The organism is Flavicella sp. IMCC45668, from assembly GCF_057219105.1.
Map to the genome: position 1 here is coordinate 3,403,444 of NZ_CM170114.1, position 19,885 is coordinate 3,423,328.

The 19,885-nt window shown below is 32.8% G+C and carries 16 protein-coding genes; 12 read left to right on the forward strand and 4 right to left on the reverse strand.

Annotation, left to right across the window (positions count from 1 at the left end):
• Positions 1–42: 42 nt before the first annotated feature.
• Positions 43–3,681 carry a T9SS type A sorting domain-containing protein gene (locus tag AC2DZ0_RS13840; protein WP_484642464.1) on the reverse strand — a complete coding sequence of 1,213 codons (3,639 nt, stop codon included), beginning with the start codon at positions 3,679–3,681 and terminating at the stop codon, positions 43–45.
• 303 nt (positions 3,682–3,984) lie between these two features.
• Here AC2DZ0_RS13840 and AC2DZ0_RS13845 point away from each other — a divergent pair, with 303 nt between their 5' ends.
• The 6 genes from AC2DZ0_RS13845 to AC2DZ0_RS13870 all read left to right on the forward strand — a co-directional run bounded on the left by AC2DZ0_RS13845 (position 3,985) and on the right by AC2DZ0_RS13870 (position 9,290).
• A complete protein-coding gene (locus AC2DZ0_RS13845; protein WP_484642465.1) occupies positions 3,985–4,680 on the forward strand; it encodes a DM13 domain-containing protein in 696 nt (231 codons plus the stop codon).
• The gene (locus AC2DZ0_RS13850; protein WP_484642467.1) at positions 4,680–5,492 is read left to right on the forward strand and encodes a purine-nucleoside phosphorylase; all 813 of its coding nucleotides are present in this window, start codon (positions 4,680–4,682) and stop codon (positions 5,490–5,492) included. The genes AC2DZ0_RS13845 and AC2DZ0_RS13850 overlap by 1 nt, the downstream gene beginning before the upstream one ends.
• A 49-nt stretch (positions 5,493–5,541) precedes the next feature.
• A complete protein-coding gene (gene arsM, locus AC2DZ0_RS13855) occupies positions 5,542–6,510 on the forward strand; it encodes an arsenosugar biosynthesis arsenite methyltransferase ArsM (protein ID WP_484642469.1) in 969 nt (322 codons plus the stop codon).
• Positions 6,511–6,567: 57 nt separating this feature from the next.
• Positions 6,568–7,446, forward strand: coding sequence for a sterol desaturase family protein (locus AC2DZ0_RS13860; RefSeq protein WP_484642470.1), 879 nt, complete (start codon positions 6,568–6,570; stop codon positions 7,444–7,446).
• 38 nt (positions 7,447–7,484) lie between these two features.
• Complete coding sequence (locus tag AC2DZ0_RS13865) at positions 7,485–8,318, forward strand: hypothetical protein (RefSeq protein ID WP_484642472.1); 834 nt, start codon at positions 7,485–7,487, stop codon at positions 8,316–8,318.
• 174 nt (positions 8,319–8,492) lie between these two features.
• The gene (locus tag AC2DZ0_RS13870) at positions 8,493–9,290 is read left to right on the forward strand and encodes a transporter substrate-binding domain-containing protein (RefSeq protein ID WP_484642474.1); all 798 of its coding nucleotides are present in this window, start codon (positions 8,493–8,495) and stop codon (positions 9,288–9,290) included.
• A gap of 63 nt (positions 9,291–9,353) precedes the next feature.
• Here the strand turns inward: AC2DZ0_RS13870 and AC2DZ0_RS13875 are convergent, their stop codons facing one another.
• From AC2DZ0_RS13875 to AC2DZ0_RS13885, 3 genes are read right to left on the reverse strand one after another with little or no spacing between them, the layout of a single operon-like run.
• Positions 9,354–10,622 carry a POTRA domain-containing protein gene (locus tag AC2DZ0_RS13875; RefSeq protein WP_484642475.1) on the reverse strand — a complete coding sequence of 423 codons (1,269 nt, stop codon included), beginning with the start codon at positions 10,620–10,622 and terminating at the stop codon, positions 9,354–9,356.
• 4 nt (positions 10,623–10,626) lie between these two features.
• Entirely contained in the window at positions 10,627–11,640 is a 1,014-nt protein-coding gene (locus AC2DZ0_RS13880) for a glycoside hydrolase family 113 (RefSeq protein WP_484642477.1), read from the reverse strand.
• Positions 11,641–12,525, reverse strand: coding sequence for a hypothetical protein (locus AC2DZ0_RS13885; protein ID WP_484642479.1), 885 nt, complete (start codon positions 12,523–12,525; stop codon positions 11,641–11,643).
• Positions 12,526–12,739: 214 nt separating this feature from the next.
• On the opposite strand from AC2DZ0_RS13885, the gene AC2DZ0_RS13890 reads away from it, so the two are divergent.
• The 6 genes from AC2DZ0_RS13890 to AC2DZ0_RS13915 are packed head-to-tail and all read left to right on the forward strand — an operon-like array spanning position 12,740 to position 19,813.
• Entirely contained in the window at positions 12,740–14,071 is a 1,332-nt protein-coding gene (locus AC2DZ0_RS13890; protein ID WP_484642480.1) for an NAD(P)/FAD-dependent oxidoreductase, read from the forward strand.
• Positions 14,072–14,080: 9 nt separating this feature from the next.
• Positions 14,081–15,694 (forward strand): 4Fe-4S binding protein, encoded by a 1,614-nt coding sequence (locus tag AC2DZ0_RS13895; protein WP_484642482.1) that lies wholly within the window; start codon positions 14,081–14,083, stop codon positions 15,692–15,694.
• 10 nt (positions 15,695–15,704) lie between these two features.
• On the forward strand, positions 15,705–16,178 hold the full coding sequence (locus AC2DZ0_RS13900; protein ID WP_484642483.1) for a toxin-antitoxin system YwqK family antitoxin: 474 nt from the start codon (positions 15,705–15,707) through the stop codon (positions 16,176–16,178).
• Positions 16,179–16,216: 38 nt separating this feature from the next.
• Positions 16,217–16,936: a glycosyltransferase family 2 protein gene (locus AC2DZ0_RS13905; RefSeq protein ID WP_484642484.1), complete on the forward strand. Its 720-nt coding sequence runs from the start codon at positions 16,217–16,219 to the stop codon at positions 16,934–16,936.
• Positions 16,936–18,486 carry a cellulose synthase family protein gene (locus AC2DZ0_RS13910; protein ID WP_484642485.1) on the forward strand — a complete coding sequence of 517 codons (1,551 nt, stop codon included), beginning with the start codon at positions 16,936–16,938 and terminating at the stop codon, positions 18,484–18,486. Before AC2DZ0_RS13905 ends, AC2DZ0_RS13910 begins: the two co-directional genes overlap by 1 nt.
• The gene (locus tag AC2DZ0_RS13915; RefSeq protein ID WP_484642487.1) at positions 18,479–19,813 is read left to right on the forward strand and encodes an MptA/MptB family glycosyltransferase; all 1,335 of its coding nucleotides are present in this window, start codon (positions 18,479–18,481) and stop codon (positions 19,811–19,813) included. The genes AC2DZ0_RS13910 and AC2DZ0_RS13915 overlap by 8 nt, the downstream gene beginning before the upstream one ends.
• The last annotated feature ends 72 nt before the right edge of the window (positions 19,814–19,885 follow it).

Sequence of the window (19,885 nt, forward strand, 5' to 3'; positions counted from 1 at the left end):
CCGAGAGGGAAGATGCTCTCGGGTTTTGATGGTTTGTTAATTTTATTTTTTGATAAATTGCAGTGCGTTTCCGTGTTCGTTTTGTATATAATAAATACCTGTCTTTAGTTGTTCAATATTAATTGAAATTAATTCATGTCGACTGTTTTGTTTACTATCCAGTCTATTGATAGAAAAATTGTCAATTCTGTTCCCTAACATATCTAGGATATAGTAATTACCTGTTCCTGCGTTTAATAAATTGATGGTATTTGAAGCTGGGTTTGGATATAATACTGTTTTAGATTGTTGAGCCACAGTATTAGGTACACTTAATTGATTAGATTCTAATATCGTAATATCGGTAAATTCTGTTTGTTGCGCTTGTACGTTGTTCTCATCTGTGTATACTACCCTCGTTCTAATGGTGTATTTTTGATTGTCAGGTAAGTCTTCACTGATTGTAATGTCTATTGGGATGTTAAAATCGAATTCAATCGTGTCTTCAATCAAGGCATTTCCGTTTAACGCAATTGCCTTTGGAATTACTTCTTGGATAAAGGCATTATTGTTTTCGGTTCTTAAAAGCAAACTAAACTGTACAAGGCTGATATGATCTGTTTGTTGTACACGATACGAAACCTTTTGATTTGAAGTTTCGTTAACAGTGAGTTCATTGGTCGCTTTTGTGTCCCAATTGATAAAGCTAAAACCAGGGTTTAGAATACTAACATCTTCAAAGTTTAAGGTAACAATACTTTTACCATCATTGTCTTTTGAATCAATTCTGGTTCTCATTCTATATTTTTGACCAACTGGTAGCTGGTCCGAAGTTGAAATTCCTGTTGGTGTTTTAAAATCAAATTCTATAGTTGCACTGCTGTTTGCTATGGAACCATCCCCTTCAAAGGCAACATTTGTTTGAGGTGTAACAGCGCTTACATAATTATTGTTTAGATCGGTAATTATGAGACCGAATTGTATAAGTTTAATCGTTTCATCTTCTTGTACATTGTAAGAGATTGTTTGCGAGGTTTCTCCATCTGGTGCAAAAGTTTTTATTTGGTTGGTAACCCAGGTAACGGAGTTCCCTTTTATAATATTTACTGACGTATTTTGCGTAGCATATGTTTCCATTCCATTTTCATTTAGAGAACTTATCCTGGTTCTAATTACGTAAGATTGTCCTTCAGGTAGCTCGTTTGATGGAGTAATGGTTTCCGGTACTAGATAGTTAAAAGAAGTTGTTCCTCTTTGTTCAATATTAGCCGCTGTTGAAGGGAAGCTTTGCGGTTTTATAACTTCAATAATATTTGCGTTGGTATCAATAATTAAGAGACCAAATTGGGTAAATTGCGGAGTATCTTTTTCTAAGATAGCATGAGTGATTGTTTGTTCGGAATTTGTGCCGATAGTTAAGGTGCTTTCCGGATTGTCCCATGTGATTTTATTCTCTGTGATTAACTCAAATAGTGTAATTTGAATTTCAGATTTAGTTTTTAGGGTTTCTCCGATACCATTTACTTTAGTATTTAGGGTAGATCGTAATATGTATACTTCGTTATTTGAGAGTTTGTTTGATGCAGTTATACCTGTTGGGATTGTATAATTAAATGTCTCTGTTCCATTGCTTGTAGCATTTTGATTAACAACTTCCAGTTGAGATGCTTCCACTGCTACAATTGTTTTAGTTTTCGTATTTAGGATGGCTAAATCAATTTCAATAGATTCTAATATTTCATTATCAGCTCTTACGCCATAATGGATTTGTTGTTGTGTTTCTTCTCCAAATGAATAAGTGTTGTCTTCTTTGTTAGCAAGGGTTATAAAATTTTCATCAGTTAATCGAAATTTCCATTTAGCATTGTTGTTTAGCTCAACAGGGAGTCTAGATCCATCATTTGGATTTTTCTTTTTAGCGGCAACTAAAGTTACTTTTTCATCATTTAAAGTTGCAATTGCTGATTGTTTTTCGTTTCCACCAGGAAGAATAACATAGTGATCCTCTTCTTTTGTCAAACACCAAAAAGGGAGTCTATTTATAAATGAGGGGATCATTTCAGAATAGTTGTTTTTTTCAAAAGGGAAAAGTTCTGGAAGATTATTGGGATTACCAATAATATTACTTTCAGTAAACGGTACCGCTAATTCTAAAAAGTTATTTGTGTGTAAATTTTGGAAATTATAACTAAACGGTGGTGCAAATGTTACAATCCATTTAGAAGAATTGTCAATTATATCTGATGTGATTACTTCACCATTGCTTCCTTTTGCGGTAATTACTTGACCTGTTTGAGCATTTACAATTTCGTAAGTTCCCCCCGCAAGCAATTGTCGAGGTGATTCTATAAATGAAATATCACTCGCTCTAGGGAAGTTAATGTCGTTTCCTTCAGAGTTTAAAGAGGTACCCTGTTTTAAATTTATTGAGAGACTACCTGTTTCAGCCCTTTCTAGGCCAATATTATTTTTAATAACAATATTTTCAGAAGGTAAATCTCCTGTATTATTGGGGTTACTTCTTGGTATTATAGGTTCATGAATTTCATTCTCATAATACGCTAGGTTGATCCATCTGTTTCCAGAAACAGTTGCAGAAGATTCTGTGAAATTATTGTTTTCAATATTTAAATCACTTGTACCGTAAGCAGAGATAAAAAACCGATAAAGACCCGTGACAATATTGTTGCTTACATTAATGTTTTTGACTGGTTGAAGTTCTCTGTCAAATACCATTATTTTACTTCCATCATCGCTAGTACAATTAAAGGTATTGTTGGTTATTGTAAAATTGCTAGAAAATTCTTCAATATGTATGAGATCTACTTTACCAGAGTTGTCATTAAAAACGTTATTGTTAATAATGACATTTGCACCTCTTGAAGAGGCTCCAAATCCTGTATTGATAATATTGCAATTTTCAATAGTTGAGTTGTTATGGTCCCAAACAATTGGGTAAGACGCATTTCCGGCATCAAAAGATATAGCACGGTCATTAAACTCTATTGTGTTTCCAATATTGCTAGTTCCGTTAGGTGCATTTTTTGGAGAAAAAGTACAGTTTGTCCAGGTAACTTTTGGATGAGAATTTGAATTACCAATCCTATTAAACCAAAATCCAATCACGTTGAAGTTTTCAAAAGTAACATTGGTAAAAGAGCCTCCAATTCCATTTCCAACAGCAATTTGATATCCTCCCCCTGCTATTTTTACATTGTTAAATTCAATTCCAGTATAGCTATCATTGGTCTCTAGATTTTGCTCGGAGCCAGGACCATTTATACGATCAGTATAAGTAGGATGAAACATTTTTAAAAATATATTCCATTTGGTACCGCTCGTTTTTGTCAGTGATATGTTATGTATTTTTATGTTGTCCGATCGGAATGTGATGATTTTACAGTTGGTGAAATGAACCCCAATAGTAGTATTGTCTGCCCCTTTTGCAGGCAAGGTGATTGAATTGTTATGAACACCTCTTAGTGTCACTTGTTTGTTAATTGTTAAAGCTTCATTGTTGAAGTCATAATTCCCTGCTGGAAACTCAATAATATCTCCATTTGTTACTTTTTTTAGAATATTTTGAATGTTTTTCGGAACCGATAGGAGTTCGTCTTTTTCATTTTCGAAATTATATATATGTTGAGCACAAAGGATTTTAGTTAAGAAAATTAGACTCAGAAATAAGATGTTTTTCTTCATTGTTTAAGTTTTTTTTGGTTGATTTTTTTGAGAGATAAAGCTAATTTTTAGAGAATTAGCTCAGTAAAAGTTTGAGAAGGAAATACTCATAAAGAACTCGACTAATCAACTTTTTTTGTTTTATTCATCGGGAAAAAAGTGGACTATAACTAAAAAAATAACTTAGTAATATTTGAAACCTAGACAATGTCTAGTTGGGTGTTTAATGTTTTTTTATGCTATTCTCAGTGTTGTGATTTTTTTGTTATTGAATTGTAATTTTTGATATAAATCCCGACTCATATTTAGGTAAATACCTATAATATGAAAAAAATAATTTTATTAGTTGTTGTATTGATTGGGAGTTTTCAATTCACAAAGGGTCAGTGTAGTAGAGTGGCTCAATTCCAAAATGGGCCGGATATTTCAGTTACAGGAAATGCTATTTTGACATTTTCAATAGATGGAACCAAAACCTTGAGTTTCGATGATACTTTCTCAACTTCTTCAGGTCCTGATTTACATGTGTATTTATCCCAAGAAAATGTAGTTTCTAGTCCAGGAGGTATTTTAGTAACACCAAATACAATTGAGATTGGTGTGTTAAAAAGTCCTACTGGGGAACAAAGTTATGATCTTACCAATAGTACTCCAGCTATTGATTTGGATTCTTATGCATATGTGCATGTACATTGTAAAATGTATGATCATTATTGGGGAGGTGGAGCTTTTGCTGTAGAAACCGGTGCAGATTGTGGTAATTTATCTGTAGCTGATGTTTTGGAGTCGGATTTTTTAATCTATCCAACCGTGATGCAAAAAGAGTTGATCATTTCCTTAAAACCAAATAGAACAGCAAATCTTGCTTTGTATTCTGTTGTAGGAGAATTGATTTATAAAGAAGATGGTTTATCGAAGGAAATAAATTTTATTAAAACCGAAAGTTTACCGAAAGGAATTTATATTTTACAAGTTGAAATAGAAGGTAAATTGCATAGTCAAAAAATTATAAAAAAATAATGATAGAAAAAGTAGAAGCAACCGTTTCTTTTTTGAAAAATGTTGGTATAGAAGATGCTGAGGTTGGTATTATATTGGGTACTGGACTTGGTAAATTAGTTGATTCCATTGCGGTAGAAAAGAAAATCCCTTATAACGAGATTCCAAATTTTTCGGTTTCAACCGTAGAATCTCATGAGGGGAATTTAATTTACGGTAGTTTGGGTGATAAAAAAATCATTGCGTTGCAAGGAAGGTTTCATTTATATGAAGGATATTCATTTGCAGAAATCGTATTCCCTGTTAGAGTTTTAAAATATTTAGGAGTTCAAAAATTGCTAGTTTCCAACGCAGCGGGAGGAATCAATACAAATTATAAGAAAGGGGAGTTAATGTTGATTGAAGATCATATTAATTTGCAAGGAGCTTCACCGTTAGCAGCAAAGGGAATTGAAGCATTTGGCCCTCGTTTTGTTGACATGATTGAACCTTATGATAAGTCGCTTAATGAAAAACTAAAAAATATTGCTCAGGCTAATAAAATTCCTTTGTATGAAGGAGTATATGCAGCGGTAGTTGGGCCTCAATTAGAAACAAGAGCTGAATATAGATATCTTAAAATAATTGGTGCGGATGCTGTAGGGATGTCTACAGTGCCGGAAGTTATAGTGGCAAATCAAATGGGACTGCCTTGTGTTGCCATTTCTGTATTAACAGATGAGTGTGACCCAGATAATTTAAAACCAATAAATATTCCTGAAATTTTGGCTTTGGCAGCACAAGCAGAGCCTAAGCTAGTTACTTTGTTTACTTGCTTGATAGAAGAGATATAAATTAAAGATAATACATACCTAAAATAATAAGAGGTTAAAAAGATATAATATGAGTTATTTAGATACGACACATGATGTTTATAAAGAAGCGGCTTTAACTCCAGATGTTGGACTTTGTTGCACAACAAATCCGATATGGGAGTTACCAGGGTTAAAGATCCCAAAGATCATGCAAGAAATGAATTATGGTTGCGGAAGTACTGTTAATGCTAGAGACTTGACAAACTCACCAAAGATATTATATGTAGGTGTTGGTGGAGGAATGGAATTGTTGCAATTTTCTTATTTCTCACGTCAAAAAGGAGGAGTGATTGGTGTGGATGTTGTAGATGAAATGCTGGAGGCTTCTCGAAAGAATTTTTTAGAGGCTGAAAAACAAAACGAATGGTTTCAAAGCGAATTTGTTGATCTTGTGAAAGGGGATGCATTGAACCTCAATGTAAAAGATAATAGTATTGATGTTGCAGCACAAAACTGTTTGTTCAATATTTTTAAAGCAGACGATTTAAAAAAGGCGATTTCAGAGATGTATCGTGTTTTAAAACCACATGGGCGTTTGGTTATGAGTGACCCTACTTGCGAACAACCTATGAATGATACATTAAGAAATGATGAAAGGTTACGAGCACTTTGTTTAAGTGGTAGTTTACCAATAGCCGATTATGTAAAGATGCTAACTGATGCTGGTTTTGGTACTATTGAAATTAGAGCTAGAAAACCATACAGAATTTTAGATCCTAAAAATTATCCAACTGACGAGCTGATTTATATCGAATCAATAGAAGTTGCTGCCATAAAAGACCCAATGCCAGAAGATGGACCATGCATATTTACAGGTAAGGCAGCTATTTATTATGGAGATGAAGATTTTTTTGATGATGGAAAAGGACATACTCTTTTAAAGAATCAACCATTGGCCATTTGTGATAAAACCGCAGCAGCATTGCAGTCTTTAAACAGAGATGATATTTATTTTAGTGAATCTACTTTTCACTATGATGGAGGAGGTTGTTGTTAAAACAAGGAGTTATAAGTATCTTTATCCTAGTCATAAACAGACTAGGATTTTTTTTAAATGATAGAGATTTGGAACTTATTTAAATATTCATTCCTTGGATATGGGAATTATCTAATCCAAGATATATTAAATCCCTCCTGGGGGAGTTACTTTTATGCTTTGATAACTATATCTGTTGTGGTTTGGATGTTAGAAGTTTTCTTTCCATGGAGAAAAAAGCAAGGAATATTTAGAAAAGATTTTTGGTTAGACTTGTTTTACATGTTCTTTAACTTTTTTATTTTTAATCTTATTGTTTTCATTGCTTTATCGTCAGCAGCAGAAGCGTTTTTTATAAAAGTGCTATCGTTTTTTACTCTAGATTTAACATCCCTACAAATTGTAGATTTGAATGAGTATCCTCTATTATTGCGGTTGTTTTTATTTTTTATCATTACCGATTTTGTGCAATGGGGAACCCATAGAATGCTGCATAGTACACCTTGGTTATGGAATTTTCATAAGGTACATCATTCCGTGAAAGAAATGGGTTTTGCTGCGCATTTACGCTATCATTGGATGGAAACATTAGTTTATCGGACTATGTTATATATTCCACTTGCGCTCATTGGAGGCTTTCAGGTTGAGGATGTAATATTTGTGCATTTGATAGCCCTAACCATTGGACATTTGAATCATGCAAATATAAAGTTGCATTATGGACCCTTAAAGTATCTTCTAAATAATCCGGAAATGCATATTTGGCATCATGCAAAAGTATTGCCATCATCACATAGGAATGGAGTGAATTTTGGTATTTCTTTAAGCGTATGGGATTATTTGTTCAGAACAAATTATATTCCTGGTAATGGCATGGATATTGAATTAGGCTTTGAGGGAGATGAGGAATTTCCAAAAGATTTTATCCAACAAGAGGTGTATCCTCTAAAAAAGTAAAGACTTTTTTTGAATATAAAAAAATATAAATTTTTAGAATGAAATTTACGATTATAGGAGCATTGATTTTTGGTGTTGTCATGTGTTCATGTGACCAAAAAAAATCTGAAAAAAGAGGAAATAAAGATGTTTCAGTAGAGAGACAAGTAGCGAATTCTTTTCAAAACAAAGGACATGAACTTGTGTTTCAAATGGTCCAAAAAGTGGGAGGTTATGAAAAACTTCAAGAGAAAAGAGATGTAGTATATACTTATACCTATCAAACTCCGGACGGCGCTATTGATATTTCTAAAGAACAGTATTTGTTTGATGGGGAATTGTCTTATGGTAAATACCATAGGCATGAAAGAACCCTGTCTAATTTTAAGGGAGATATTGAACAAGGGTATGATGGAAACGAATTCTGGCTGAAACATAATGGAAAATTAATCCAAGAAAAAGATGCTTTGAAAAGAGTTGCTTTTAATAGACCAACGAATTTTTATTGGTTTGCTATGATGCAAAAATTGTTAGATCCAGGTTTGATTTACGAGTACCTTAAAGAAACTGTAATTGATGGAGTTGCATATGAAATAGTCAAGGTGTCATTTGAATCCGATAAGGAAGAACCGAAAGACACCTATCAGCTTTATATCAATAAAAATACGCTCTTGGTTGATCAATTTCTTTTTACGGTAGTCGATTATGGTAAAATGGAACCCTTTTTGATGCAGGTTGAATATGAAAAAATAGAAGGAATATTAATTCCAACAAAACGTAAATATAAAGCTTCTAATTGGAGTGGGGAGATTACTAGGAAACCTTGGATTTATGTTACCTGGTCTCAAATTGAATTTGATAATGGTCTTTCTGTGGAAGATTTTAAAAAATAAGTTTTCAGACGTTTTGTTTTGTTAAAATATTTGTTGGTAAAAAAGAAATTATTAAAAAGGATGTGTTTATATAAATTCACTAGTGAGTTTAATTCTCAGAGTATTGCATGTATTAAAAGAAATTTAGTAGATTTACATTCGAATTATTAAGAAATAAATTAAACCTTATAACCTATGAGAAAATCATTTATTGCATTAGCACTTTTAGTAGTTACTAGTTCTGCGTTCCTTACATCATGTGCTGAGTCAGTTAAACAAAAAACTTTAGATAAAATTTTAGCACAAAAAACAATTGTTGTTGGTACTACGGGGCAGCAATTTCCATTCTCTTTTAATGGAGCTTCTGGTGAGTTAGAAGGGATTGATATTAAAATTGCAGCTCATTTAGCTAAAGAATTAGGAGTAGCTGTAAAATATGAAGTGATGGATTTTGAGAATTTAATTCCTGCGGTTCAAGAAGGTAAGGTAGATATTGTTTTTTCTGGAGTTTCTATAACTACAGAAAGAAATGCAAAAGTTGTTTTTCCTGGAGTATATTTTAAAAGTGGGAAATCAATTTTAACAAAAAGTAAAAAATTATCAAAAGGTGACGCAGAGCATGTAAATGTTCCTACAGTTACTTTAGCAACAACGAAAGGTACCACTAGTGAGGAGTTTGTGAAAAGAAGATTCCCAAATGCTAAATTGGTATTGGTAGAAAACAATGCAGAAGCAATTGCTTTATTAGGAGCTGATGAGGTACATGGTATCGTAGCTGATTTTGAAACATGTGAAAGTCTTGCTTTTGGATATGAGCAGAGTTTCTTATACTATAACAATATTTCTAAATCTACAGAGAAAGAATTTATTAGTCCTGTTATTGCAGCACATGATAATCACTTTACAAATTTAATAGCTAACTATATTACAAGAATCAATGCAGTAGATAAGTCTAGTGTAATTGATGAAATTTGGTATGATTATACTAAATAGGAAGTATTCATAAATAATAAAAAAAAGCTCCTTTTTAAAGGAGCTTTTTTTATGCTTTGTATTTTAAAAATACTGTCCAATTCCAAACACCATTCCATGTCTGTTTTGGGTTAGACCAACTCCATAATCTATTCTAAAAACGGCATTAACAATCTTTTTATGGATAAATCGAAGTCCAAGGCCAGAGAAGACTACAATATTATCTGGATCAATAAAGTCATCAAGGCCACCCCCTGGAGTACGCCATGATCCTGAATCTATAAAAGCATTTCCTTGTATTGCAAAAATTGAAGTATCTACCACTGAATGTCTGTATTCTGCATTCCAAACAATGGAACCGGTACCTCTATCTATAATATTTCCTACTCCCCGAATGTTTACGTTGTTGTCAAGAGCAAAAGGAGCAAAAGGAGAATCATTATTCGTAGCTAAGCCCACTCTTAATCTTGTGGCAAAATTACCACGTGCTTTGATGCGTTTGTAGTAAAGAAAATCATTCCAACCTATTAAAAAGTTTGGTGATGATACGTTGGTCTCAGAAGTCACATATTGAAAGTTAAAAAGGTCCTTAAATCCAGATACATACTGGTAGTGGTACTTTAAATTATCATGTTGGTATATTAATTTATATAGTACTTTGTCTTCTATTAATTCGGATACAGGTGGAGTAACATCTTCTTGTTTGGGAACATATTTATAGTCTTCTCTAAATATATTTACCCCTGTACTAAATCTATTTTTGGCATTGATTTCATACAAGGCTAATACTTCGTAAGATGTGTTATTGTATTTATAATCTACCGTTCCTTGTTCAAAGAAAACAGGTTCTAAAGAGGTGAAGTTTTGATAACTTATACCTAGACCAAATTTTTTAGAAAACAGATAGGGAGCTTGAAAACTTATTCTGTAGGAGTCATAAATATCCTTTTGATAAAAACCTCCTAGAACCATGCCTTTACCAAATAAATTATATTCAGTTAAACCTATTCTATATGCAACTTCTTCATTGTTGGTGGTATACACGTTGAATAAAGGAATTATTGAAAAGTTTTCTTCAATATCAAAAACAACCTTGTATTCATTTTTATCATTTTTTACAGTTTTATAGCTAGCATACGCTACGGCAGGCAGTCTTTTTAAAAACATGATGTCATTTTCAAGAATAACGGAGTCAAGTAGACTGTTTGCTTTAGTACTAACAACTTTTTTTAGAAAACTTGGTTTTATTTTTTTTATCCCCGAAAATTCAATTTCAGAGATCGTTTTTTCTTGTGCTTTTATAGTGCTAAAACAAAGAAATATAATTAAGAAAGAGTAAGCTATTTTATGCATTTAATTATTGTTGGGAAGCAAAGAATTCTTTTACTATTTGTTCTGTTGATTTATTTTGAACGGTAAATCCATTATTATGAATACCACCAGCTTTAGAGTGATCATCAAACCATTTCCAAAGAAAACCGCCCTGAAACCATGATTCGTTCCAAAATGATTGAAACAATGCATTTAATGCATTTGCTTGTCCGTTTTCATTGAAGTTCTCATGAGTATCAGAAACCCATGGTTGCTTGGCACAATAATCAATACTTCTATAACCGTATTCAGTAAAGATAATTGATTTTTTATGTTTCTTGTGAAAGTTTTTGAGCTCCGTTTTAATTGGGGTCCAAGCTGCAACTAGTTTCTCAGTAGTTGGTGTTCTAGTGTCGTTTAATGGAAAGTATGCATCAATTCCAATATAATCCAATAGAGACCAAAATTGAGGGTTTTTGTAAGAATCCCAATTGGCCGCATATGTGATTTTCCCTTTGTATATTTTTTTTGTTTTAGTGATTAGGTTGAACCAGAATTCTGGTCGTTGGCTGACAAAATTATTTAGTTCTGTACCAATACAAAAAAGTTCCATGTTTGAGTTTTGTGCTAATTCGGCGTAAAACAAAATAAAATTCTCATAATTATTTTCAAGGCTTTTCCAATCTTCTTCATTGGTCATTTTCATATGACCAGTAAACAAGCCTCCTTTGATCCAGATTTGTGGTTTCAACATCCTTTTTATTCCGGCCGTCTTAAAATCGTTTGAAGTACTCTGTACTCCTTCTGCAGTTTCTCCCCACCATTGCCATTTTGTGTTGAATTGGAGCATAGGTTTGTGTTCGGACTGCATAAAACCGAACGGCATCAAGGTTACCCAATTTGCGTTGAGATTGACAACAGGTTGAATGTTTTTAGAGCTTACTTTTTTATTCGAAGCTACAAAACTAACACCGTTAATTAAAGAAGTCCTTTTCTCCTGTGCCTGACAGGAAAAAAGGACCATTGCTATGAAAAAAAATAGTAGTTTTTCTAATTTCATTTAGTTAGATATGAATCGAAGCCCTAAGTTAAGGGTTTCTCCGAAACCTGTATCAGATCCTCTTACAAAATTAGTATAGGATACTTCTATATTCAACGCTCTTGTCACCTGATATTTTCCTCCAATTCCTAGTTGCGTATATTCTTGGCTAAATTTATTCCCTAAATCTATCAAAACATATTGTTGCGTTTGCAGGTATACTGTAGATTTTGATGTTGGAAAATAACTTACAAAGGCACTTACAGGAACCCCAAGACTGTTGTTCGCAAAACCTCCTTCAGAGGTTCCGTTGTTATCATAAGTATCTTCCTCCCCAAAATTAAATTGTGTATCTAATTCAGTAAATAATTGCCATTTTCCGCTTGGGAATGTGTAATCGTAAAAGAATTTTGTTTCCCATACGTAACTTTTTTTGTCTAGGTAAACTCCGTTTTCTGTTTCATGATCTATTAATGGAATAAATACCCCAGTTCGAATAGAAAAATTACCTACATTTTTTAATGGTTGAAAACTAATACTCGGAGCTATGGATGTAAATCCAGCTCTAGAAACACCTTCTTCATTAGCAAAATTCAATGGTGAAAACCAACTTTTGCCTCCAATATTATTTGATTTTACATTAAATACCAATCCTACATTAAAACGCGAGTTTTCACTTACTCCATAAAAGGTTTCAAAGGTTGCCGTAAAGAAATTCTCTCTTGGATGATCGCCTCTAAAGGTGTCTTCTGTTTGGCTATAAAAATTATTAAACCATTTTACGTCTACTTGCCCCTTTTTCAAAAGTTTTGATGGCGTATAGGTTTGAATATTGCTTTCTTGGGCATTTGATATACCCGTTATAAATAATGCTGTGATAAAAATTTTAGTGATGCTCTTAATCATATTAAAAGTTTATTAGGTTCTGGTTAAAAGTATGTTTTAAATTAAAGTCCTTACAAAAATACTTTATTTTTAATCATTCTAAATTGAGTGGTTTTTAGTTTTTGAGTTAAGTTCTTGAAATTGTTTCGACCTATGATTTGTAGATTTCTTATTTTTAAGATTCTTACCTTAATATATCAATAATTAGATTTAGAACCTAAACGAACCTAATTTTATGAAACATATTGTAATAATTGGAAACGGAATTTCTGGAGTAACGGCTGCCAGACATATAAGGAAATTAAGTGATCATCGTATTACTATTATTTCGGCTGAGTCTAAGTATTTTTTTTCGAGAACAGCATTGATGTATGTTTTTATGGGACATATGGAGTTTAAGCATACCCAGCCCTATGAAAAATGGTTTTGGCAAAAGAATAGAATAGCACTTGTAGAAGGGCGTGTTGAGACTATAGAAGTCGAGACTAAAAGGTTAGTTTTAACAGATGGTTCTGATATTTTATTTGACGACTTGATTATCGCTACAGGTTCTAAACCTAATAAGTTTGGATGGCCAGGTCAGGATCTTAAAGGGGTTCAGGGCTTGTATTCTAAACAAGACTTGGAAACGTTAGAAGAAAATGCCAAAGATTGTAAAAGAGCAGTAATAGTTGGTGGAGGGTTGATTGGGATAGAAATGGCAGAAATGTTGCATTCTAGAAATATTCCAGTTACATTTTTAGTAAGAGAAAAAAGTTTTTGGAATGGTGTTTTGCCAGATGAGCAATCAGAGATTGTCAATAAAGAAATTATAGACAACCATATTGATCTTAGGTTAGATACAAGTTTGAAGGAAATTATTTCTGATGAAAAAGGAAGAGCAAAAGCGATAGTTACTGACAAAGGAGAAACTATCGAATGTAGTATAGTCGGTTTAACTGCGGGTGTAAGTCCGAATATAGAATTTATAAAATCATCAGCCATAGACACAAATAGAGGTGTGTTGGTCAATGAATTTTTGGAAACCAATTGCAAAGATATTTATGCGATTGGTGATTGTGCAGAACAACATAATGCAATCGGACAAAGAAGAACCATTGAGGCTGTATGGTATACCGGTAGAATGATGGGAGAAACCGTTGCAAGAACTATTTGTGGAAACACCACAGCATATAAACCAGGGAATTGGTTTAATTCAGCAAAATTTATAGAGATAGAGTATCAAACCTATGGATGGGTTTGGGCACAACCAAAAGAAAATGAGGATCGGTTTTCTTGGAAAGATAGCTCAGGAAAAAAAAGTATCATCATAAGTTTTGATAAAGAATCAAAGGAGTTTTTAGGAATTAATACGTTTGGAATTAGATTAAGGCATGAACGTTTTGATACCTGGCTTACAGAAAAGGCCTCTGTTGAAAAGGTTTTGGAACACCTCAAGGATGCTAATTTTGATCCCGAGTTTTTCAAACAATATGAACAAGAAATTATAGAGAAATACAATACTGATTTTAATGCTCAATTAACAATAAGAGCTAAAAGTTGGAAGAGAATATTTTTAAAAGCATAAATAGAGAAGATGAAAGCGATAAAAAAAATTGGATTATTTATAAGTCTTATCGGATTTGTGATTTTCACAGGTAGTATATTCACTTCAAAAAATTACGTTTCTCAAGAGGCTTTTGATGGATGGATTTCTTCTAAAAATATCAAAAGTGAATATTTTATAGAGCAAGCTCAAACAAGTATTGTTGCAAAAGAGTTGAGCACCTTTGAGTTGTCGGAGAAAATTATTGCATTAGGTAATGCTTCAGATGTATATCAGTTAAGTCAAGAGAATATTGCTTGGGATAAAGTGATGAAACTTAAGTGGAATAAAACTTCTAAAGAATATGTTTATCCTTTGGTAAGAGTTACCACAATTGGTTGGGTTTCTGAAAATCAGTTGCTATTTTTTTGGTTGACCTTTGGTTTGGCTATTTTAGGTGGGTTGATTGCTTTTGGCTCAGATTATAAATTACTGGGGCCAGCAGGAATAAAGAATAACGGAATTATGCAACATGCAGCTACAAATAAAGGTTGGATGGGAATGATTGCATTTATTTATTTTGTTGGGTTTTACATATTGCTATATTTCTTTCCAAATTATTTGATAAACCCAATTTTATCGGTAGATCCAATTAGTAAAAGCTTAAGTGGAAACCCTTCTAGTCAATGGTTTTTATATGGGTTTATGTATTGTTCTGTGATGACAGTTTTTGCGGTACGTATGTTTATTAAATATAGACACAACGCCTATCAAATGGTGAGAACTGGAGTAGTATTGTTCTTTCAAATTGCATTTGCATTTTTAATTCCTGAAATTTTAGTAGCCTTTAATAAACCTTGGTTTGATTTTAAAAATGCATGGCCGTTGGATTATGATTTGTTTTTTGATTTAAATAAAGATTGGGGATTATTAGGTCAAGGTCAAATAGGATTATTTATGTTGGTTTGGGGAATCGTTTTGACCTTGATAGTGGTTCCGATAATGGTCTGTTTTTATGGGAAAAGATGGTATTGTTCCTGGGTTTGTGGTTGTGGAGGCTTGGCTGAAACTTTAGGAGATCCTTACCGTCAATTGTCAGATAAATCTTTGCTCTCGTGGAAAATTGAGCGTTGGTTGATTCATGGAGTTTTGGTTTTTGCGGTTGGGATGACTGGTTTGACGCTCTATACCTATTTTGCTGAAATAGAATCATGGCAAGAAATTGCTTTTGGCATTACGGCATATGATGTGCAATCTAGCTATGGATTTTTCATAGGGTCAATTTTTTCTGGGGTGATAGGTACTGGGTTTTATCCAATTATGGGGAATAGGGTTTGGTGTCGTTTTGGATGTCCGTTAGCAGCCTACATGGGACTGGTTCAGAAATTTAAATCAAGATTTAGGATTACTACAAATGGCGGACAATGTATTTCTTGTGGAAACTGCTCTACGTATTGTGAACAAGGAATTGATGTACGATCTTATGCTCAAAAAGGTCAAAATATAGTTCGTTCTTCTTGCGTTGGTTGTGGAGTCTGTTCTGCTGTTTGTCCAAGAGGGGTATTAAAACTTGAAAATGGTCCTACAGAAAATAGAATAGATCAAAACCCTATTTTATTGGGGAATGATGTAGATTTATTAAAGATGATAAAAGAAAACAAATAGTAGTATTAGTATGTTTCGAATTTTATTTCTGTTTTTTACCTTGAGTATTACAGCTCAAACTTCAAAATTCTATCAGAAAAACAAGGGTACTTCTGGTAGGATTGTTAGTGAGGGGTGGATGCTAAATGGAGAAAAATCAAAGTATTGGTACACCTATCATAAGGATAATTCAGTAGCATCAAAAGGACATTTTGAGGCAGGCCTCAAAGAAAAATATTGGTACTTTTACCGCGTGAATGGAAATCTTGAAAAAGAAGGACATTTTGCAAATGATTTGATGACAGATTGGTGGGTGTTTTATGATATAGCCGGGAGTTTAATTTGTAAGATTCAATATAAATCTGGTAAAAAAGAAGGGTATTGTCTTCAATACAGTTCTGAAAAAATTGTGAAAATTGAAAAGTTTTCATCAGATGTAAAAGTAGGAGAATGGGATAGTCTTGAAAGCTTTCAAAAAGAAAACGATCTAAAAGATTTACTATAAAACAGTGCAATAAAATAATGCCGGATAAAAATATTAAGTTGGAAGCAAATAAAAAATCCCTTGGAAAGGATGTATTGATCAAGGTTATTATACCTGCCTTCAATGAAGGAGATGCTATTGCTAATGTTGTTCGTGATGTTCCAAAAATAGTATCAGAAATAATTGTGGTAGATAATGGGTCTACAGATGCTACCGCGTTGAACGCGAAAAATGCAGGTGCTACGGTTTTGTCAGAAGTAAATAAAGGGTATGGATATGCTTGTTTGAAAGGAATGGAGTATATCGCTCAGCAAAACGTGTTGCCTGAGATAGTTGTTTTTTTAGATGGAGATTATTCTGATTACCCAGAGGAATTGGAAAAAATAATTGCTCCAATCCTCGAAAAAAATATTGATATGGTAATCGGTGCTAGAACGGGAGCTTATAGAGAACCTGGTGCTATGACACCACAACAGGTTTTTGGAAATTGGTTAGCAACTCGTTTGATGCGATTGTTTTTCTCTGCAACTTTTACTGATTTAGGACCGTTTAGAGCGATGAAGTATGAAAAACTTCTTGCCTTAGAGATGGAAGATAAAACCTATGGTTGGACTGTTGAAATGCAATTAAAAGTATTGAAGCAAAAAATGACCTACACAGAGGTGCCGGTTACTTATAGAAATAGAATTGGTGTTTCTAAAGTATCAGGAACGTTTAAAGGAACGCTTATGGCTGGGTATAAGATATTAAGTTGGATTTTTAGATATAGTTTAAAATAATGGAAGGTTTATTTTCGGATAATACAATTTATGGAATAGGAGTGGCATTGATGATTGTTTATTTGCTAGCGCTAACTCTAATTTTATCATTTTCTTTTGCTCAATTAAATTTGTTGTTCAATTTTTTGAAATCAAAACGAAAGAAAAATCAGGATGAGAAATATGATTTCAAGGACTCAGATCAGATACCTTTTGTAACGATTCAACTTCCAGTGTATAATGAGATTTATGTGATGGAGCGCCTTTTGAATAAAATGGTGGAATTAGAATACCCTAAAGATAAATTAGAGTTTCAAGTGTTGGATGATTCTACTGATGAAAGTGTTGCCTCTACACGTAAGCAAATAGAAGAACTAAGAAAAAAAGGGCATACTATTGAATATATTCATAGAACAGATAGAAAAGGTTTTAAGGCAGGTGCTTTAAAGGAAGGTCTAAAAATCGCGAAAGGTGAGTTTATCGCTATTTTTGATGCGGATTTTTTACCTGAGTCTAATTGGTTATATAAAACGATTCCCTTTTTCAAGAATCAAAAAATAGGGGTGGTGCAAACCAGATGGGGACATATCAACAGAGATTATTCTTTACTTACAAAAATTCAGGCCTTTGCTTTAGATGCGCATTTTACACTTGAACAAGTAGGACGTAACAGTCAGGGGCATTTTATCAATTTCAATGGTACCGCTGGAGTATGGCGTAAAACATGTATTCTAGACGCAGGGAATTGGGAAGGAGATACGCTTACTGAAGATTTAGACTTAAGTTACAGAGCCCAATTAAAAGATTGGAAATTTAAATATTTGGTAGATGTAGAAACGCCTGCTGAGTTGCCTGTGGTAATTAGTGCAGCAAGAAGTCAGCAATTCAGGTGGAATAAAGGTGGAGCTGAGAATTTTCAGAAAATGATAAAAAAGGTGATGAAGGCGGATAATCTTTGTTTTAAAACAAAAGCCCATGCTGCATTACATCTTTTAAACAGTAGTATGTTTTTAAATGTTTTTATTGTAGGAGTTTTGAGTATTCCTATGTTGTATCTGAAAAATTATTTTGAAGACCTTAAATTATACTTCGTGGCAATGTCTTTTTTTGCTGTGAGTACCTTGATATTTTTTATTTGCTATTGGTTTATGTATAGGGAAATAAAAGGAGGTGGTTTGAAAAATTTCGGAAGTTATTTTTTTATGTTTTTTAAATTTTTCTCAGTTGCAATGGGGTTTTCTTTGCATAATACGGTTGCAGTAACCGAAGGACATTTAGGGAAAAAAAGTGAATTTGTGCGAACACCAAAATTTAATATGCTTTCACTGAAAGATAAATGGAATAAAAATAAATATATTCAGAAAAAATTATCTAAAAGTGTTTTTGTAGAAGGCTTATTGACTTTGTATTTTGGTTTTGGTTTATTGAGTGCCGTATTAGTGGGGTATGTTGGCGATAATAAACTAATACCAAATGAACATTTTGATTTTGGATTATTTCCTTTTCATTTAATGCTTTTTTTGGGCTTTGGTTATGTCTTTTTTCAATCGATAAAATCGGTGAATGAATAAATTATTTCAAATTATTTCTATCAAATCTGTGTTGGCAATTTTACTTAGTACTATTGCTTATCTCTGGATAGCTTATGGGATAGAAAGAAGTTCTTTTTATTTGTTTATTTTCCTTTATTCAGTATGTTTTATCTCATTTTTATATTTTATTTATAAAAGTGAACAAAATAATAAATCGCTATTTTTTCTTTCACTTGGGTTTAGAGTTTTGTTGCTATTTGCAATTCCAAATTTATCGGATGATTTTTATAGGTTTATTTGGGACGGTAGAATGATATGGGAAGGTTTGAATCCCTATTTGGTTTTGCCCGAAAATGATACCTCATTGGTTGCTGAAGGACAGTTGTTATATGAAGGAATGGGAGCAATGAATGGAAGTCATTATACTTGTTATCCTCCGATAAATCAATTTTCTTTTTTGATTCCGGCGATTTTCTTTTCTAAAAACTTACTAGGAGCTACTATAGTGATGCGACTGTTGTTGATTTTGGCAGATATTGGAACTTTTGTTTTTGGGAAGAAAATTTTGAAGCTTCTGAATTTACCTTCAAAATATATTTTTTTATATTTTCTAAATCCTTTTATAATTCTTGAGTTGACAGGGAATTTGCATTTTGAGGGCTTGATGCTGTTTTTTCTAGCAATAGCCATCTATTATTTACTAAAAAATAAATGGCTTTATTCTGTATTGGCTTTTTCTTTTTCTGTTTCGGTAAAATTGATTCCACTATTGTTTGTTCCTGTTTTTATAAAAAGAATTGGTTTTTGGAAAACAGTTGGATATGGTAGTTTGATATTGGGGTTGAATTTCTTGTTTTTCTTGCCTTTTTTAAGTCAGGATTTATATTACAATTTTATGGATAGTATCCATCTTTATTTTCAAAATTTTGAATTTAATGCAAGTATTTATTATATCATTAGAGAGATTGGTTTTCAAGTTAAAGGGTATAATATTATTCACTCTGTCGGGACTGTTACTCCAATTCTTGTGATTGTGGCGTTGGCAATATTATCGATTTTTAGAGAGAATAAAAATCCAATAATTTTATTGGAAACGATGCTTTTTTCTATTTGTATCTACTATTCTTTGGCATCCATAGTGCATCCGTGGTATGTTGCCATTCCTCTGTTTCTTTCCATATTTACTCGCTATAAATTTCCTTTGGTGTGGAGTTTTATGATTGTTTTGAGTTATGCTACATATCAGACTAAAGAATACCATGAAAATTTGTATTTAGTTTTTCTAGAGTATGCTATAGTGTATGGGGTGTTTTTCTGGGAGTTTTTTATCCGAAAAAGGAGTCATAAATCCATAGTCGAGTTGTAGTAAAGTTTCTAAATTGTTAGTTAATTGCTCTGATTGCATCAATATTATCCATTTTTTTTAATTAGAAAGGCT

Coding starts and splice junctions, on each gene's coding strand:
- AC2DZ0_RS13840 (WP_484642464.1), bottom strand. CDS start 3,681: ATGAAGAAAAACATCTTATTTCTGAGTCTAATTTTCTTAACTAAAATC.
- AC2DZ0_RS13845 (WP_484642465.1), top strand. CDS start 3,985: ATGAAAAAAATAATTTTATTAGTTGTTGTATTGATTGGGAGTTTTCAA.
- AC2DZ0_RS13850 (WP_484642467.1), top strand. CDS start 4,680: ATGATAGAAAAAGTAGAAGCAACCGTTTCTTTTTTGAAAAATGTTGGT.
- arsM (WP_484642469.1), top strand. CDS start 5,542: ATGAGTTATTTAGATACGACACATGATGTTTATAAAGAAGCGGCTTTA.
- AC2DZ0_RS13860 (WP_484642470.1), top strand. CDS start 6,568: ATGATAGAGATTTGGAACTTATTTAAATATTCATTCCTTGGATATGGG.
- AC2DZ0_RS13865 (WP_484642472.1), top strand. CDS start 7,485: ATGAAATTTACGATTATAGGAGCATTGATTTTTGGTGTTGTCATGTGT.
- AC2DZ0_RS13870 (WP_484642474.1), top strand. CDS start 8,493: ATGAGAAAATCATTTATTGCATTAGCACTTTTAGTAGTTACTAGTTCT.
- AC2DZ0_RS13875 (WP_484642475.1), bottom strand. CDS start 10,622: ATGCATAAAATAGCTTACTCTTTCTTAATTATATTTCTTTGTTTTAGC.
- AC2DZ0_RS13880 (WP_484642477.1), bottom strand. CDS start 11,640: ATGAAATTAGAAAAACTACTATTTTTTTTCATAGCAATGGTCCTTTTT.
- AC2DZ0_RS13885 (WP_484642479.1), bottom strand. CDS start 12,525: ATGATTAAGAGCATCACTAAAATTTTTATCACAGCATTATTTATAACG.
- AC2DZ0_RS13890 (WP_484642480.1), top strand. CDS start 12,740: ATGAAACATATTGTAATAATTGGAAACGGAATTTCTGGAGTAACGGCT.
- AC2DZ0_RS13895 (WP_484642482.1), top strand. CDS start 14,081: ATGAAAGCGATAAAAAAAATTGGATTATTTATAAGTCTTATCGGATTT.
- AC2DZ0_RS13900 (WP_484642483.1), top strand. CDS start 15,705: ATGTTTCGAATTTTATTTCTGTTTTTTACCTTGAGTATTACAGCTCAA.
- AC2DZ0_RS13910 (WP_484642485.1), top strand. CDS start 16,936: ATGGAAGGTTTATTTTCGGATAATACAATTTATGGAATAGGAGTGGCA.
- AC2DZ0_RS13915 (WP_484642487.1), top strand. CDS start 18,479: ATGAATAAATTATTTCAAATTATTTCTATCAAATCTGTGTTGGCAATT.